A 17,251-nucleotide genomic window follows, 5' to 3' on the forward strand; every position below is an offset into this window, starting at 1 on the left:
GGCCGACTTGACCGCTCCGACGATGCCGGCGCGGGTGTCGATGGCGACCGGTGCGATACGGGTGAACCAGCCGACGGTCCGGGACAGATCGGCGTGATAGGGGTTGTCCCCGCGAGCCAGCAACTCCTCGTAGCGGCCGTGACCCTCGACGAGTACCGGCAGCGGTTGGCTCTCATCGACTCCATGGGCGTGCTGCCAGTGGCGGAAGGCGACCGCCAGCGCGGCGACAAGGACGTCGGCGACGGTGCCGCCGAACGCCTCGGGAACGGTCGTCAATATCGCGACCGAGGTCTCGGTGTCGATATCGCGTACGACTTCGGCTGTGGTGTACACGCGATCTCGGCCTCGATCGGGCATCACCGGGAACCGGGTGGGCGTCCGCGGTGACCGCTCGAGCCAATGACGGAGTTCGTGGGTCCCGATGGTGTGCTCGCCGAGCGCCACTGTCCACGCCCGCAGAGACGTCGACTCGGCCCGCACCTGTACTGGTTGCCCCGTGGCATGCCGCGCCCAGGCGGTGACGAAGTCCTCGATGAGAATCGGCCAGGACACCGCGTCGACGGCTATGTGATGGATGACCACGACGATGCGTCCGGCGCCCGCGGGATCGACGACCACTTCCAGCTCCACCAGCCGGCCGAGCGCCGGGTCCAGTCGACCCGCGGCTGCGGCGTACGCTGCCACAACGGAATCCGCGAACTCCGCACCTCCGGCTTCGGCCTGCACGTTGCGGATCCGCACTGCCGCATCCGCGTCGAAGTCGATGCCCGTCTCCAGCACCCAATCGTCGTCGCCCGCGGCCGAATCCGGTTGGGACAACCGAGCAGCCAGCGCCGGATGAGCGGCGACGACCGTGGCGAGGACGGTGACCAGGTCACTGCGGTCGAGTTCCGGTGGGGCGACGAGCACCGCGGATTGCGAGTAGTCGGCGAAATCGGCGGCGCTGTCGGAATTCTCGATCATCCAGCGCACCACCGGCGGGAGCGGTAGCCGCCCGCGTCCGTTGCCGTCCGGTTCGGGCAGCGAGGGCAGTTGCCGGGACTGCGTTGCCGCCGCGGCGAGCGCACGGATCGTTCGGTGCTCGAAGATGTCTCGTGGCGTGAGCGCCAGACCCGACGCACGTGCTGCCGAGGCGAGTTGGATCGACATGATCGAGTCACCGCCGAGTGCGAAGAAGGACTCGGTGACGCTGACGGCGTCTGCGCCGATGATCGCCCCGACGATGCCGGCCAGCAGCTCCTCGGTCGCGTTCGCCGGTGCCACGACGTCCGCCACCGAGCGGCCGAAGTCGGGTTCGGGCAGGGCGCGTCTGTCGAGTTTGCCTGCCGAGTTGAGTGTGACCGAGTCCAGCGTGGTCCACACCGTCGGCACCATGTACGACGGGAGTGTCTTGCCGAGCATCTCTCTTGCCAGGTCGATGTCGACGCCGGAGGGTGCGACGTAGGCGACGAGATGTTGCGCGCCGGTCGGCGCGGTCGCGACCGTGGTGGCCGCGTGTACCACACCCGGAACGCCGGCGAGCGCGGATTCCACTTCACCGAGTTCGATCCGCTGACCACGCAGTTTGACCTGGAAGTCGGTGCGCCCCAAGTACTCCAGCTGACCTGACTTGTTCCATCGCACCAGGTCCCCGGTGCGGTAGAGCCGGGAACCGGGCGGCCCGGCCGGATCGGCGATGAAGCGCTCGGCCGACATCCCGGGCTGATGTGCGTAGCCGCGGGCGATCTGCACACCGCCGAGATAGAGTTCGCCGGGAACACCGGTCGGCGACATGCGCAGACGCGGATCGAGCACACGCAGCGACGTGTTCCACACCGGGCGGCCGATCGGAACGGTGCCGTTGAGGTCGGTCACATCGGCGTAGGCGACCTCGACGGCTGCCTCCGTCGGACCGAACAGATTGTGGATACCCACCCATGGCAGTTTGTCCCGCACCTGCGCGACCACCGTCGCGGGCAGGGCCTCCCCCGAAGCGAACAGCCAGCGCAGCGACGTCAATCGCGCGAGCACATCGTCGGGTACGAAATCGAGGAACGCCGACAGCATGGACGGTACGAAGTGCACCGAGGTCGCCGCGGTGTCCTCGATCAGCGCGGCGATGTAGTCGGGGTCGGTGTGTCCGTCGGGGCGAGCGAGCACCACCTGCGCGCCCACCATCAACGGCGCGAAGATCTCCGGAACCGACACGTCGAAGGTGTACGGCGTCTTCTGGATCACCCGGTCCGAAGGTCCCCACGGGTACTCGGCCAGGCCCCACCGCAGACGATTGAGCACTGACCGGTGGGACACGGTCACCCCTTTGGGACGGCCGGTCGAGCCCGAGGTGAACAGGGTGTAGGCCGCATTGTCGCCACGCAGGGGTGCGATACGCTCGGCATCGGTGACCGGTTGAACCGTGAAATCGACTGCGGCGTCGGCATTCACGTCCACGACCGGGACACCGAGGGCGCCGGCGGCCGCCTCGACCCGAGACACCGGCGACGATCCGGTTCGGTTCAGCCCAGATCGGTTCGCTGCTGTCAGCAGGATCATGGCGTCTGAGGTCTCGAGAATGGTGGATGCCCGGTCCACGGGTGCTTCGGTGTCGATGGGCACGTAGTGGCCGCCGGCGGCGACCACCGCATGAATCGCGGTCATCATCTCGATCGACCGCGGAATACACACCGCCACTGCACGATCGGGTCCCACACCCCTACCGATCAACTCGCGGGCGAGAACCGCGACCCGCGCGTCGAACTCCGCGTAGGTCACGACCCGATCCTCGAAGCGGATGGCAGCCGATGCCGGATCCACGCGAGGTCCCGAAACCAGTGATGCGGTCACCGACGATCCTCCATTCCCGACGCGAGAGTGCTGTCCGGAATATCCACCGAACGCCCGACCGCCCACGAATTGATCTGCGCCTTCTCCTCGGTCGACGTCAGCTCGACGTCGGCGGCGACGATGCCCGGCCGGTCGACCATCGCGCGCAACAGCGTCACGAGCCGCTCGCCGAATTCGCCGATGGTGGCCCCATCGAACAGATCGGCCGCATAAAGTACCGAAGCCGGCCAGGGCGCTGCGTCGTCGGACACGGCGACACTCACGGTGAGGTCGAGCTTCGCCGGCAACTGCGGTGTCTGGACCGGTGTGATCACCAGTCCGTCGAGCACGATCTCCGATGCGGCCGAGCCCAATTCGGGCAGTGCGGACTGGTCAAAGGTCAACATGACCTGGGCGAGGGGGGCAAAGGCTTCCGACCGGCTCGGAGCCAGCGCATCGACCAGCGACTCGAACGGGATGTCGGCGTGGGTCAGCGCATCGAGGTCGCCGACACGGATCTCGTCGAGCAGTTCGGCGAAGGTCATCGTCGGGGTCACCTCGGTCCGCAGCACGAGTGTGTTCACGAACATGCCGACCAGCGGATCGAGCACCTCCTGCCCGCGGCCGGCAACCGGCGTCGAGATCACCACGTCGTCGGTGGCCGAGAGTCTGGCCAGCAACACGGCGAGGGCGGCGTGCACGACCATGAACGGCGTGACGCCCCGGCTGCTGGACAACTCCCGGATACCCTCGGCGACGTCGGCCGGGATCTCGAAATCCCTCGACGCCCCGCGCTGGGACGCCACCAACGGACGCGGACGATCAAACGGCAGGTCGATGACCTCCGGAAGCCCGGCCAGCCGGTCCACCCAGAACGCCAGCTGACGTCCCACAAAGGAGTCTTGATCGTCGGGCGAACCGAGCTCACGGTGCTGCCACAGCGCGAAGTCCGCGAACTGCACAGACAGCGGCCTGAATTGGGGTACAGCACCGGACCTACGCGCGGTGTAGGCGGTGACGATGTCGGTGAGCAGCGGTGCGACGGATTCGCCGTCTCCGGCGATGTGGTGGACCACCACGGCCAGCACGTGTTCACGCGCCACGTCGTGGGTGTCGGACGCCTCGGGCCAGAGGCGCGCACGGATCGGCCATTGCCGCGCCACGTCGAAGCCCGTGATGACCGCGTCCTCGACGGCCCCGCGGGTGTCGACGATCTGCCAGTCGAAGTCGGCGTCGACGTCATCGGGATCGGAGATCACCTGACGCGGTCGTCCATCGACAGCCGGGAAGGTCGTACGGAGGACCTCGTGCCGGACCACGACGTCGACCAGCGCGGCACGCAGGGCATCGACGTCGAGGGTGCCGCTCAGCCTGACCACGGTCGGGATGTTGTACGCCGAAGATGTGGGATCGAACTGATTGATGAACCACATTCGTTGCTGGGCAAACGACAACGGAATGTGATCGGGCCGGGGAACCACCGCGGTCACCGGTGCCAGGCCGGCGACACCGCTGTCCACGGTGGCGGCGAGGCCGCGCACCGTCGGCGTCGTGAAGAGATCGCGCACCGAGACCTCGGCGGACAGGGCGTCCGACACTCGGGCGGCAACGCGGGTGGCCGACAACGAGTTCCCGCCGAGATCGAAGAAGGACTCGGTCACGCTGACCTGTTCGGCGCCCAGCACGTCCGCGAAGATTGCCGCGATCACCCGCTCGGCATCGGTGTCTGCCGCCACGACGCCGGCCTCACCGGTGTCCGGCAGTTCCGGCACCGGCAGTGCCGAGCGGTCCAGCTTGCCGTTGGCGGTGAGCGGCAATCGTTCCACCACCACGATGCGGTCGGGCACCATGTAGCCCGGCACCGCTCGGGCCACGCGCTCGCGGATGGCGTGCACGTCCAGATCGGTTCCGGCATCGGCAAGCGCGTAGCCGATCAGTTGCTCGTCACGGTTGTCGGGCCGGATGACGCGTGCGGCGGCCGCGGTCACACCGTCGACGGTGAGGATCGCCGCCTCGATCTCGCCGTACTCGATGCGGAAGCCGCGCAACTGAACCTGGGCGTCAGCCCGGCCCATGTACTCGATGTCGTCGCCGATCCGGCGGGCCAGATCGCCAGTACGGTACATCCGGCCCCCGGCTGCTGAGTACGGATCGGCCACGAAACGGGTCGAGGTCAGACCCGGCCTGTTGAGATAGCTCTGCGCCAATTGTCCGCCGAAGACGTAGATCTCACCGACCACCCCGGCCGGTACCGGCCGCAGGCGGGCGTCGAGGATATGGATGCCCAGCGAGGCGAGCGGACGACCGATGAAGCTCGGATCCGCGGCGCCGACTTCGTGCGGATTCAGTGCCCGGAAGCTGACGTGCACCGTGGTCTCGGTGATGCCGTACATGTTCACCAGACGCGCCGGATCACCCGGATTGTCGTCGAACCAGCGGCGCACCTGATCGAAGCTGAGCTCCTCACCGCCGAAGACGATATAGCGCAACGACAGCGTCATCGCACGGCGCCGACGGGCCTCGGCAAGCTGATAGAACGCCGACGGTGTCTGGGAGAGCACCGTGACCCCCTCGGCCTCCAGCAGCGCGCCGAATGCCGACGGGTCCCGTGCCAGCTCCCGGTCGACCACCACCAGACGGGAACCGGTGACCAGTGGACCCCACAGCTCCCACACCGAGAAGTCGAAGGCGTAGGAGTGGAACATGGTCCACACGTCATCGGGACGGAAGTCGAAATCGACTGCGGCGGTGTCGAGAAGCGTCACCACATCGCGATGGCTGATCTCCACCCCCTTCGGTCTGCCGGTGGAACCGGAGGTGTAGATCACGTACGCGCGGGCATCGGCCGGGATCCGTACCGGAGCGAATCCCGCTGAGGCGGTCCCCTGCACGGGATCCGCGGCATCGGCGAGGGCGGCGACGTCGACGATGCCGGTGGTCTCCGGCAACCGTTCCCAGACCTCGAGCGAGGCGGTCGACGAGTCGACGACCACCACCGGCGGGGATGCATCGGCAACGATGAACGCGAGCCGCTCGGCGGGATTGGTCGTGTCCAGCGGCAAGTAGGCAGCGCCGGCCTTCAGCACGCCGACGATCGTGGCGACCAGATCCGACGTGCGCCCGGTCGCCACTCCCACCAGATCACCGGGCCCGACGCCGCGTGCCATCAGCCCTTCGGCGATCGCCGACGACCGCTCATCGAGGGCACGATAGTCGACGGTCCGGACCACCCCATGGTGGCCTTCGGGAGCGGTGACCGCCTCCCGATCTGCGTATGCGGCAACGGAATCGGCGAAGAGATCGATCAGAGTGCGGTTCGAGTTCGGCGTCGCCACGACCGCGGGGATCAGCGCGCTTCGATACGCCGCGGTATCGGCGAGCGCGATGTCGGCGGTCCGCTCGTCGGTGCGATACACGGTGGCGTCGAGGATGCGCAGCACCGATGCGGCGAGCCCGGCGACCTGGTCGTCGCCGAACGCGGCGGGCAGGTACTTCAGCTTGAGTTCGTAGGAGTCCCCGCTCTCGGCGGTCACGAAAGTCAGTGGATAGTGCGTTGCGTCGCGCGTCCAGACGTCGGCGACCGTGAGGTCGTTTCCGAGCGCCGAGTTCGCGGTCGTGATGGAGTCGGTGTCCACCGGGTAGGACTCGTGAACCGCGAGAGTGTCGAAGAGCGCCGGCACCTCGGCCATCGCGGTGATCTCCGGCAGGCCGATGTACTGGTGGTCGAGTACCGACACCTTGCTCGCATAGAGGGCTTCGAGCACCTCTCCTATCGACGCGTCGGGATCGACGTCGACGACCACCGGCAATGTGTTGATGAACAGGCCGACCATCGCGTCGGCTCCCTCGAGGTCGGCCGGACGGCCCGACACCGTCTCACCGAACGCGACGACCTGATTGCCGGTGGTTCGCGACAACAGTGCGGCCCAGGCGAATTGCATGATCGCCGCGACGGTCACGCCACGCCGGCGGGCGGTTTCCTTGATCGCGGCGGCCAATTCCGGGTCCACGGTCAGCGTGTGGTCACGCGGGAGGAGATCGGAGCTGGCCTCCAGTCGCGGGGATACCAGGGTGGGTGTGGTCAGCGGCTCGATCACCGTGCGCCAGGCGTCCAGTCCCGCTGGATCGTTCGGCGCGCCGACGTGGGTGACGAAGTCTCCGAAGTCGTTTCCGGACGTGTTGATCTGCCCGGTGTAGGTGGTGCCCGTGACATACAGGGACAGCAGATCGGCGAGGATGAGTGGTGACGACCATCCGTCGATCAGGATGTGGTGACTGGTGATGACCAGTTTCGCGACCTCATCCGCCCGCACCAGCACAAAGCGAATCAATGGCGGCGCAGCCAGATCGAACGGTCTGATCTGCTCCTCGTCGACGATCTGGGTCACTCGTTCGTCGGCGGCGGCCACCGGAATCGCGCCGAGATCGATCTCGGCCCACGGCACCTCGACCTGTGGGGGCACCACCGCGACCGATTCACCGCCACGAGTGCGGACGAAACCGGACCGCAGTGCACTGTGGTGGCCGATGAGAGCTTCGGCTGCGGCTCGTAGCCGGTCACCGTCGACATCTCCGGTGAAAGTCAGCACCGCCTGTGTCACATAGACATCGACGGACCGATCGTCGGACGCGGCCAGTTCCGCCTGGAAGAACAGGCCCCGTTGCAGCGGCGCCAGCGGCGCGAGGGTGCTTCGCGGGTAGCGCGCGGCCAGTTCGTCGATCTCGGCCTGCGTGAGCGAAACACCGGCGACGTCGGAGGGAGACAGTCCGGGATCGGCCCCGCTGCGGACGTATTCTGCTGCGGCATCGAGTTGTTGAGCCCAGCCCCGGGCGATCTCGGCCACGTCGTCCGCGTTCAGCATCGCCTGGGGGAAGCTGAAATCGGCGGACAGTACACGGCCGGCCCCGGCGTCCCCCGCGTCGACGGCCACGTTGACCACCAGTGGAGTCATCGGCGCCATCGTGCCCGATGGCGAGGGCACCAGCGGTGGAGCGCTCACCGGGAAAACTCCGTCGGCCACTGAGTCTACGGAGCGGTCGGCATCGATCCCCATCGACCCGCTGCGGTTACCGAAGTAGTTCAGCGCGATCGACGGGAGTGGGCGGTCGGCGATCTCGGTGTGCAGGTCGTGACGCAGGAATCCGTAGCCGAGGCCGTGGTGCGGCTGGCCGAGACGTTCCTCCTTGGCGGCCTTGATCGCGTGAACGATGTCCTCGGCCGGGTCGAGGGCCAACGGCGCGATGCTCGTGAACCAGCCGACGGTTCGGGACAGGTCGGCACGATATGGCGACGACCCGTGCTCGAGGACGTCGTCGTACCGTCCGTGCCCCTCGGCGAGGATGCCCACGGGCTCGGTGTCGGCGATGCCGCGGTTGAGTTGCCACACGCGAACGGCGCGTGCCAGCGCGGCGCGCAGGACGTCGTCGACGGTGCCGCCGAAGGCCGTGGGCACGTCGCCGAGGATGCCCTCGGACACCGTTTCGTCGATGCGGCAGAAGATCGTGTCGGTCGAGGCATAGGTGTCGCGCGCCGGTTCGAAGGTCTCACCGAGGTCGGTGGGGCGGCGTGGGGATCGCGCGAGCCAGTAGTCGATCTCGTCGGCATGACCCGTGGCGCGATCGGCGAGGGCGGTCGCCCATGCTCGTTGGGTCGTCGACTCCGCGCGCACCGCGACCGGATGGCCGGCACTGCGCTGGAACCACACCGTGTTGAGGTCTTCGATGAGGATCGGCCAGGAGACGATGTCCACACCGAGGTGATGAATCACCAACACGATGCGTTTGACTCCCCCGGCGGCGGTGATCAGCACTGCATGGGCCAGAAGACCGCTCGACGGGTCGAGTTCCGCAGCCGCGTCAGCGTGGGCGTCGAGGATCACCTGTCCGAATTCGTCTGCACCCACCCGGTTCTCGCTTACGACCTCCGACACGCAGCGACTCACGTCGATCTCGTTACCCGCCGTCAGAACCGCCTGCCCGTCGACGGTGGTCAGCGACGCCGTGAGCATCGGATGCGCGGTCATGACCGCCCCGAGCATGATCTCGAGTCCGGCGCGGTCCAGCGTATCGGGGGCGGTGAACACCATGGCCTGCGAGAAGTCGTCCGCCGCACCGGAGGCCGCCGAGTTCTCCACGAGCCAGGACACGATGGGCGGCAGCGGCACGACACCGCGTCCGCCACCGGGCAGTTCAGGCAGCGTCTCGACCCGAGCGGACTCGTCGGTGGCCAGCGCGGCGATAGCGCGGATGGTCTTGCCCTCGAAGATGTCTCGCGGAGACACCGCGAGTCCGGCGGCCTTTGCCGACGACGCCACCTGAATCGAGGAGATCGAATCGCCACCGAGAGTGAAGAAGGAATCGGTCACACTCACGCGCGGCAGTCCGAGCAGACCCCCGATGATCCGTGCGAGGTGTTCCTCGGCCGAGGTTGCCGGCGCCTCGTAATCGTCGGCGGAGGCCTCCGTCTCGGGCGCGGGGAGCGCCGCCCGGTCGAGTTTGCCGCCGGGAGTCAGGGGTAACTCGTCGAGTAACACCACATGCTGTGGAACCATGTGTCCCGCAAGCCGTTCCGCGGCCGCAGCGAGCAGATCACCGCCATCGACACGGCCGCCCCCGGTCCTGTCACCCACGACATAGGCGACCAGTCGTTCGCGTCCCAGCGAATCATGTCTGCCCGCGACGACAACCGAATCCACTCCCGGTACCGATGCGATGACCGCCTCGATCTCGCCGAGTTCGACTCTCTGTCCGTTGATCTTGACCTGGTCATCCGCACGCCCGGCGAACTCGATCTCACCGTCGGCAGTGAGTCGAACCAGGTCACCGGTGGCGTACATACGTGTCCCGCCACCGCGGAACGGGTCGGCCACGAAACCGGTGGCCGTCAGCCCCGGCTTGCCGAGATATCCCCGGGCGAGTGACTCCGTCGCGAGGTACAACTCGCCGACCACGCCGGGCGGCACCGGGTGCAGTCGCGCGTCGAGTACGTAGGCGGCGAATCCGCGGACGGGCCGGCCGATGGTGACCGGTGCATCCGGCACGGATCGGGCAGCGGTGGCCCAGACCGTCGCCTCTGAGGGGCCATAGAAGTTGAACATGCGCCGGCCGGGGCGTGCCCACCGCGCGATGAGTTCCGGCGGACACGCCTCGCCGCCGGTCACGAGGTTGCGGACACCATGCGCCGCTGCGGGATCCACGGTGGCCAGGACGGTCGGGGTGATCAGCGTGTCGGTGACCGCATCTCGGCGCAACACCTCTTCCAGCGCAGGCCCGGCGTAGCTCGCCGCAGGAGCCACCACGAGTGTGTTGCCCTGGCCGATCGCCCACATCATCTCCAGGACCGAGGCGTCGAAACTGGGTGAGGCGACGTGCAGTACCCGCGCCGACTGGCTCGGCCCGGACACCTCGCCCAGGGCGGCGATGAAGTTCGCGATGCCACGCTGGGTGACCCCGACCGCCTTGGGGCGGCCGGTGGAACCCGATGTGTAGACCACGTACGCGAGGCTGTCCAAGGTCAGCACACCGCGTCGTTCGGCTGCGGTCAGTTGGGCGTCGGAGCTGGGCGAGGCCAACAGATCGTCGACGTCGAGCCACGTACACCCCGAGTCGCCGAGGCGAGATCTGTTCGCGCCGTTCGTGATCCCCCAGCGGACGCCGGAGTCGGCAACCATGTAGGCGATGCGGTCGGGCGGGTACGCCGGGTCGATCGGTACGTAGGCAGCCCCGGCGGTGATCACCGCCCATACCGCGACGACCGAGTCGACGGACCGTTCGAGGCCCACGGCGACGATGTCGTCGGCGCCGATGCCACGGTCGATCAGCTGGCGCGCCACCCGGTTGACGCGGCCGTTGAACTCGCCATAGGTCAGCTCGGTGCCGTCACAGACCAGTGCGGCATGGTCAAGGTCCACGTGACGACGGTCGAGCACGTCGACGAGTAGCGCCGGTTCGGTGACCCCACCGTCGGGCGCCGGGTCTGTGGCACCCAGAGAGTTGCGGCTCAACACGACGTCATCCAGACGGCTGTTCGGGTCGAGGATGTCGATGTCACCGACCGGCTGGCCGGGATCGGCCACCATGGCGCCGAGCACCCGCAGATAGATCTCGGCGATCTGCACGATCCGCGGCTCGTCGAACAATGCTGTCGCATAGACCAGGTCGATCGTCATCGGTCGATCGGCAGATCGGTCGCCGACGGTCACGGCGAGGTCGAACTTCGCCGAGGGTTCGGCGACATCCAGCGGCTCGGCATCGATCTCGCCGAGGGCGGCGGTCGGAAGGGATACACCCGCTGTCACCGCGGCGTGATTGAACATGATCTGCACGAGCGGCTGATGAGCGGTCGAGCGTTCCGGTGCCAATTCCTCGACCAGGTCATCGAATTGGACGTCGGAGGCTGCGAAGGCGTCGAGATCGATGCCACGGACCACCGAGACGAAATCGGCGATGCTCTGCTCGGGATCGATCGGAGTACGGAGCACGAGCGTGTTGACGAACATGCCGACCAGGTCGAGCAGGGCTGCGTCGGTCCGGCCGGCTATCGGCGATCCGATGACCACATCGGTGGTCGAGGCCAGTCGACCGACCGCGATGGCCAATGCGGCGTGGGTGGCCATGAAGGTGGTCACCCCGTAGCGACGGCCGAAGTCTTCGAGCGCGGCGGCGAGGTCGTCGGGGACCGGCATCGAGTACTGGCGGGCGGCGGTGTCCAACACCGCGGGCCTGCTGCGGTCGAACGGGAGGTCGGTGACCACCGGCAGCTCTTGCAGATGCGTACGCCAGTAGGCGAATTGCTGTCCGAGGGGGGTGTTCTCGTCGGCTGTCGAACCCAGGACATCGCGTTGCCAGAGTGCGTAGTCGGCATACTGCACCGGCAGTGGTTCGGGGATCGGGGCGCCCTCCGGCGTCACTCGTCGAATGTAGGCGGCGAGCAGGTCGCGTACGAAGACGGGTGACGACTCCCCGTCAAACGCGATGTGGTGGACCACGACCACGAGATCCATGAGGTTCGCACGGGCGTCTGGACCACCGGTCAGCAGCGCGCGTACCCGGATCGGCAGGTCGTGTGCGACGTCGAACCCGCTGGATGCGGCATCGGCCAAATCGGCTGCGGCGTCCACGATCTGCCAGTCGAGTAGCTCTCGCGCCTGGGCCGGCTCGAGGGCGACCTGGTGCGGCTTCCCGTCGTGGGAGGGGTAGATGGTGCGTAGCACCTCGTGACGCTCGATGACGTCGCCGACAGCCTGAATCAGGGTTGCGGTGTCGACGTCACCGCGCAGCCGCAACGCCATCGGGATGTTGTATGCCGGTGAGGCGGTGTCGAACTGGTTGATGAACCACATCCGCTGCTGAGCCGCCGACAGCGGCACCCGCACCGGCCGGACCATCGGCCGCAACCGCGCTACCTCACGGCCACCCACCACCAACCGCGCCGCCAACTCACGCACCGACGCAGCCTCGAACAACTCCCGCACACCCACCGCGGCATCGAACTCATCGGAAACCCGCGCCGCCAACCGCATCGCCGACAGGGAATTGCCGCCGAGATCGAAGAAGCTGTCGACAACACTCACCCGCTCGGTACCGAGGACCTCGGCGAATACATTCGCCACGGCTTGCTCGATGGCCGACTCGGGTCCGACGTAGGAGTCCGATCCGAATTCCGGAGCAGGTAATGCCTTACGGTCGAGCTTGCCTGCGCTGTTGAGGGTGACGTCGTCGAAGACCACCCACATCGACGGCACCATGTACACCGGCAGTGAGTCGGCCGCGGCGGCCTTGACGGCTTCGACGTCCACACCCGACGGTGACACGTATCCCACCAACTGTTGTCCACCGCCAGGCGCCTCCACCACCGTCGCCGCCGCGTGCACCACACCCGGCGCCGCAGCCAGCACCGCCTCGATCTCACCGAGCTCGATCCGCTGACCACGAAGTTTCACCTGGAAGTCGGTGCGGCCCAGATACTCCAATACACCGTCCGGCCGACGCCGCACCAGATCACCCGTCCGGTACAGCCGGTCCCCCGATCCGAACGGGTCGGCCACAAACCGTTCCGCCGTCAGATCCGGACGCGCCGCATACCCGCGCGCCAACTGCACCCCACCCAGATACAACTCACCGGCCACACCGACAGGCACCCGATGCAACCGCGCATCCAACACAACTGCACTCGAATTCCACACCGGCACACCAATCGCCACCGACGACGCACCATCGTCGACCTGCTCGATGCGCTCATAGGTGATCTCCACCGCCGCCTCGGTCGGACCATACAGGTTGTAGAACAACGCATCCGGCCACGCCGATCTGATCTGTGCGGCCACTGCGGGCGGTAAGGCCTCACCGGTGGCGGACACGATCCGCACGGACGTCAACGATGCGATTCGGTCGCGTCCGACGACGTCGCAGAACACCGACATCATCGAAGGGACGAAGTGGACCATGGTCGTCTGGGTCCGTTTGATCTCCTCGGCAACGAGGACCGGATCCAGATGACCGTCGGGTGGCAACACCGTCACGCGCGCACCCACCATCAACGGCGCGAACAACTCCGGCACCGACACGTCAAAGGTGTACGGCGTCTTCAACATCACCGTATCCGTGGCATCGATCGGCAACTCCGACAAACCCCACCACAACCGGTTCAACACCGCCGCATGCGACAACGTCACACCCTTCGGCCGACCCGTCGAACCCGACGTGAACAACGTGTACACCGCGGAATCCGGTCTGAGGTCGGTGGCGACTCGCAGACCGTCGGGCTTCACCGCCGTGTCGACGGCCCCGGACTCATCGACGGTGAGGACTTCGGCACCCCGCTCGAGGGCCGCCGATGCGACGTCACCGACGGTTCGGTCCTCCGTGACCAGCAGCAGCACCACGCCTGCGGTGTCGAACATGTAGCCGGCACGCTCTGCGGGAGCCGACACATCCACCGGCACATACTGACCGCCCGCGGCAACCACGGCGTGAATGCCCACGACCATCTCGATCGAGCGCGGCATACACACCGCCACGGCCACATCCGGCCCCACACCCCTCGATCGAAGGGTACGGGCGAGACGGGCAACCCGAGCACCGAACTCCCCGTAGGTGAACTCACGGCCCGCGAACTCGAGTGCCACAGCCGAAGGGGAACGCATGACCTGACGCGCCACCGCGTCCCAGACATCGACTTCCGGAGGTGTGTCGACGTCGGAGCCGTTCTCCCTGTCACGCTCTCGTTCGATTTCGCCGTCGAGCAGCATCTCGACGTCACCGGAGGGGATCGCAGGGTCAGTGCAAGCGGCTTCGAGGATTCCGACGAGCCGGTCGAGCATTGTGGCGACCCTGGACGCGCCGAAGAGATCGGTGGCATAGACGACGTCGAGCGCCCACGGCTCATCGGGCGGGGCGGGCATCACGGTGAAGTACAGGTCCAGCTGCGCGGCCAGCACACCGGGATCGACCTGATCGATTGCGACGCCGGCGATCTCGACTCCCGTTCCCGCGCCCGAGCCCGGGTCGAAGGACAGGATGACCTGTGCCAGCGGGGCAAAGGCTTCTGATCGCACCGGATTCAGTGCCTCGACGACGGTTTCGAAGGGCACATCTGCGTGCGCGAAGGCCTCCAGGTCGACTCCCCGGACCCGACCGAGCAGATCGGCGAACGACTCACCGGGATCGATCGGCGTACGCAACACCAGCGTGTTGACGAACATGCCGACCACGGGGTCCAGCACCGCCTGACCGCGTCCGGCGACCGGTGTCGCGATCGCGATGTCCTCCGTCGTCGACAATCTGGACAGCAGGGTCGCCAACGCCGCATGCAGCACCATGAACGGTGTGACACCGTGCGCCGCTGCGACTTCGGTGATACGCGAGGCCACGGCGGCCGGGATCTGTCTGGTGACGCGTGCGCCGCGCTGCGTTGCGACCGTCGGGCGCGGATGATCTGCCGGGATTTCGAGCACATCCGGCAGGCCCGCCAGATTCTCCCGCCAATATGCCAGTTGCGTACCGATGATCGATGACTCGTCCTCCGGGTCACCGAGGACCCGATGCTGCCAGATCGCGAAGTCGGCGAACTGCACAGGCATGGGACTGAATTCAGGGGTGCTGCCGACGGCGCGCGCCGCGTAGGCCGTCACCACGTCGGTGATCAGGGGTGCCATCGATTCGCCGTCCAGCGCGATATGGTGCGCAATCACCGCGAAGTGATGTTCGGAATCGTTGCCGTGAATCCGGAACCGGATGGGCAGGTCGGTGGTGACATCAAAGCCGGTCATCACGGCCGCCTCGAGTTCGGCGAACGACTCGACGATTTCCCAATCGAGCTGATCGGCAACGTCTTCGACGCCGACGGCCACCTGAGACGGAACACCATCCGGAGCGGGGAATCTCGTCCGCAACACCTCGTGCCGCGCGACGACGTCGACCACCGCAGCGCGTAGCGCGGCCAGATCGAGGTCGCCGACCATCCGGAAGACCGCCGGGATGTTGTAGGCGGGGACACCCGGATCGAATTGATTGATGAACCACATCCGCTGCTGGGCGAAGGAAAGCGGGACGTGGTCGGGTCGTGGCCGGACCGGTTCGATCCCGGGAAGCGTGCGCACTCCGGCCGTCGCCGTCACCGCGGCGAGTTCACGCACGGACGGCCTGTCGAACAGGTCGCGCACCGTGACATCCGCCTCGAGTTCGGCACCCACACGCGCCGCAAGGCGCATCGCGGACAAAGAGCTTCCACCCAGATCGAAGAAGCTCTCGGTCACACTGACTCGCTCGAGGCCGAGGGTCTCGGCGAAGACATGCGCCAGTCTTTCCTCGACTGCCGTCGCCGGCGGTTCATACTCGTGGGTCGTGCTGTCGAAGGTGGGTGCCGGGAGCGCACGTCGATCCAGCTTGCCCGCCGAGTTGAGGATCATGTCGTCGAGCACATTCCATACGGAGGGCACCATGTACGACGGAAGCGCTTGTTCGGCAGCGGATCTGACGGCATCGACGTTCACCGATGAGGGCGAGACATAAGCCACGAGGTGTTCGGCCCCGGTGGGTGCCGCCGCCACCGTCGCGGCCGCATGGACCACTCCCGGCACGCTCGCCAGCACCGCCTCGATCTCGCCGAGTTCGATTCGCTGCCCGCGCAGCTTCACCTGGAAGTCGGTGCGGCCGAGGTACTCGACCTCTCCGTCGGTGGTCCACCGCACGAGGTCACCGGTGCGATACATGCGTTCACCCGGTGCGGCACCGAACGGGTTCGCCACGAATCGATCAGCGGTCAGGTCACCACGCGAGGCATAGCCACGTGCGAGCTGTAGGCCACCCAGATAGAGCTCACCGGGGATACCGGGCGGCACCGGACGCAGTCGAGGGTCGAGGACCAATAGCGCTGTGTTCCAGACGGGCCGGCCGATCGGCACAGCAGACTCTCCGCGCCGAACTGCGTGGTGACTGACGTCCACTGCTGCCTCGGTGGGCCCATACAGGTTGTGTAGCACGGCGGCAGGAAGCGCATCGGTAACGTGTTGTGCGAGGGCTGCTGGCAGAGCTTCGCCAGAGGCGAACACCAACCTCAATGAATTCAGAGAACGCAACGTGTTTGCGTCCAAGATGTCGACGAATACAGCGAGCATCGATGGCACGAAATGGGTGATCGTTGCATTCGAACTCACGATGGTCCGGGCTATATACGCCGGATCTCGATGGCCGTCGGGCACAGCGATTTCAAGCTGTGCACCCGCCATGAGCGGCCAAAACAGCTCCCAGACCGAGACATCGAATGTTGTGGGTGTCTTTTGGAGGACGACATCATCCTCGTCGATCGGGAACTCGGATTGCATCCACAGAAGCCGGTTGAGGACCGCCTCATGCGATACCGTAACACCCTTCGGCCGGCCGGTGGAACCTGACGTGAACAGTGTGTATGCGGGATGTGCGGGGAGGAGACCACGCCGCTCGCTCTGTGCGACCGGTTCGATCTGCTCGCTACCTGCCGCAAAGCCATCAGGTTCGATTTCGACCACCTTGACCGGCGACTGGGTTGTATGACCGACAGCCGCGGCTTCGGATGAAATGCTTGTTCCGGCAACCAACATGACACGAACGCCAGCCGTGTCCAGCATGTACTCCACCCGGTCGGCGGGTGCGGTCGTGTCCACCGGTACATACTGTCCGCCCGCCGCGATCACCGCGTGGATCGCCACCACCATCTCGACCGATCGGTCGATGCAGATCGCGACTGCGGTCTCTGGGCCTACACCGATCGAGATGAGTTCACGCGCAAGGTGGTTCACGCGATCACCGAACTCGCCGTAGGTGACTTCCCGACCCGCGAATGTCATCGCCGTGGCATCGGGCGATCGTCGGTAGGCGCTAGACAACTGGTCCGCCAGGGTCTCCTCGGTGTCGGCATCCACCCGGGCACCGGTGGACCATCGATCGATGCGCGTGTTGTCGGTGGCAGAGA

1 protein-coding gene and 1 pseudogene (1 of these 2 cut by a window edge) are annotated in these 17,251 nt (G+C 66.7%); both read right to left on the bottom strand.

Annotated elements, in window-relative coordinates:
* A pseudogene (locus GBRO_RS27790) lies at positions 1 to 2,889 on the bottom strand (amino acid adenylation domain-containing protein); the annotation flags it as partial.
* Positions 2,820 to 17,251, bottom strand: partial view of a non-ribosomal peptide synthase/polyketide synthase gene (locus tag GBRO_RS18555; RefSeq protein ID WP_041919974.1) — the 3' end only. It continues 19,330 nt past the right edge of the window; only the last 14,432 of its 33,762 coding nucleotides appear in the window; its start codon lies beyond the right edge, outside the window; the stop codon is at positions 2,820 to 2,822. The pseudogene GBRO_RS27790 and the gene GBRO_RS18555, both read right to left, overlap by 70 nt.

This window comes from Gordonia bronchialis DSM 43247 (genome assembly GCF_000024785.1).
Taxonomy (GTDB): domain Bacteria; phylum Actinomycetota; class Actinomycetes; order Mycobacteriales; family Mycobacteriaceae; genus Gordonia; species Gordonia bronchialis.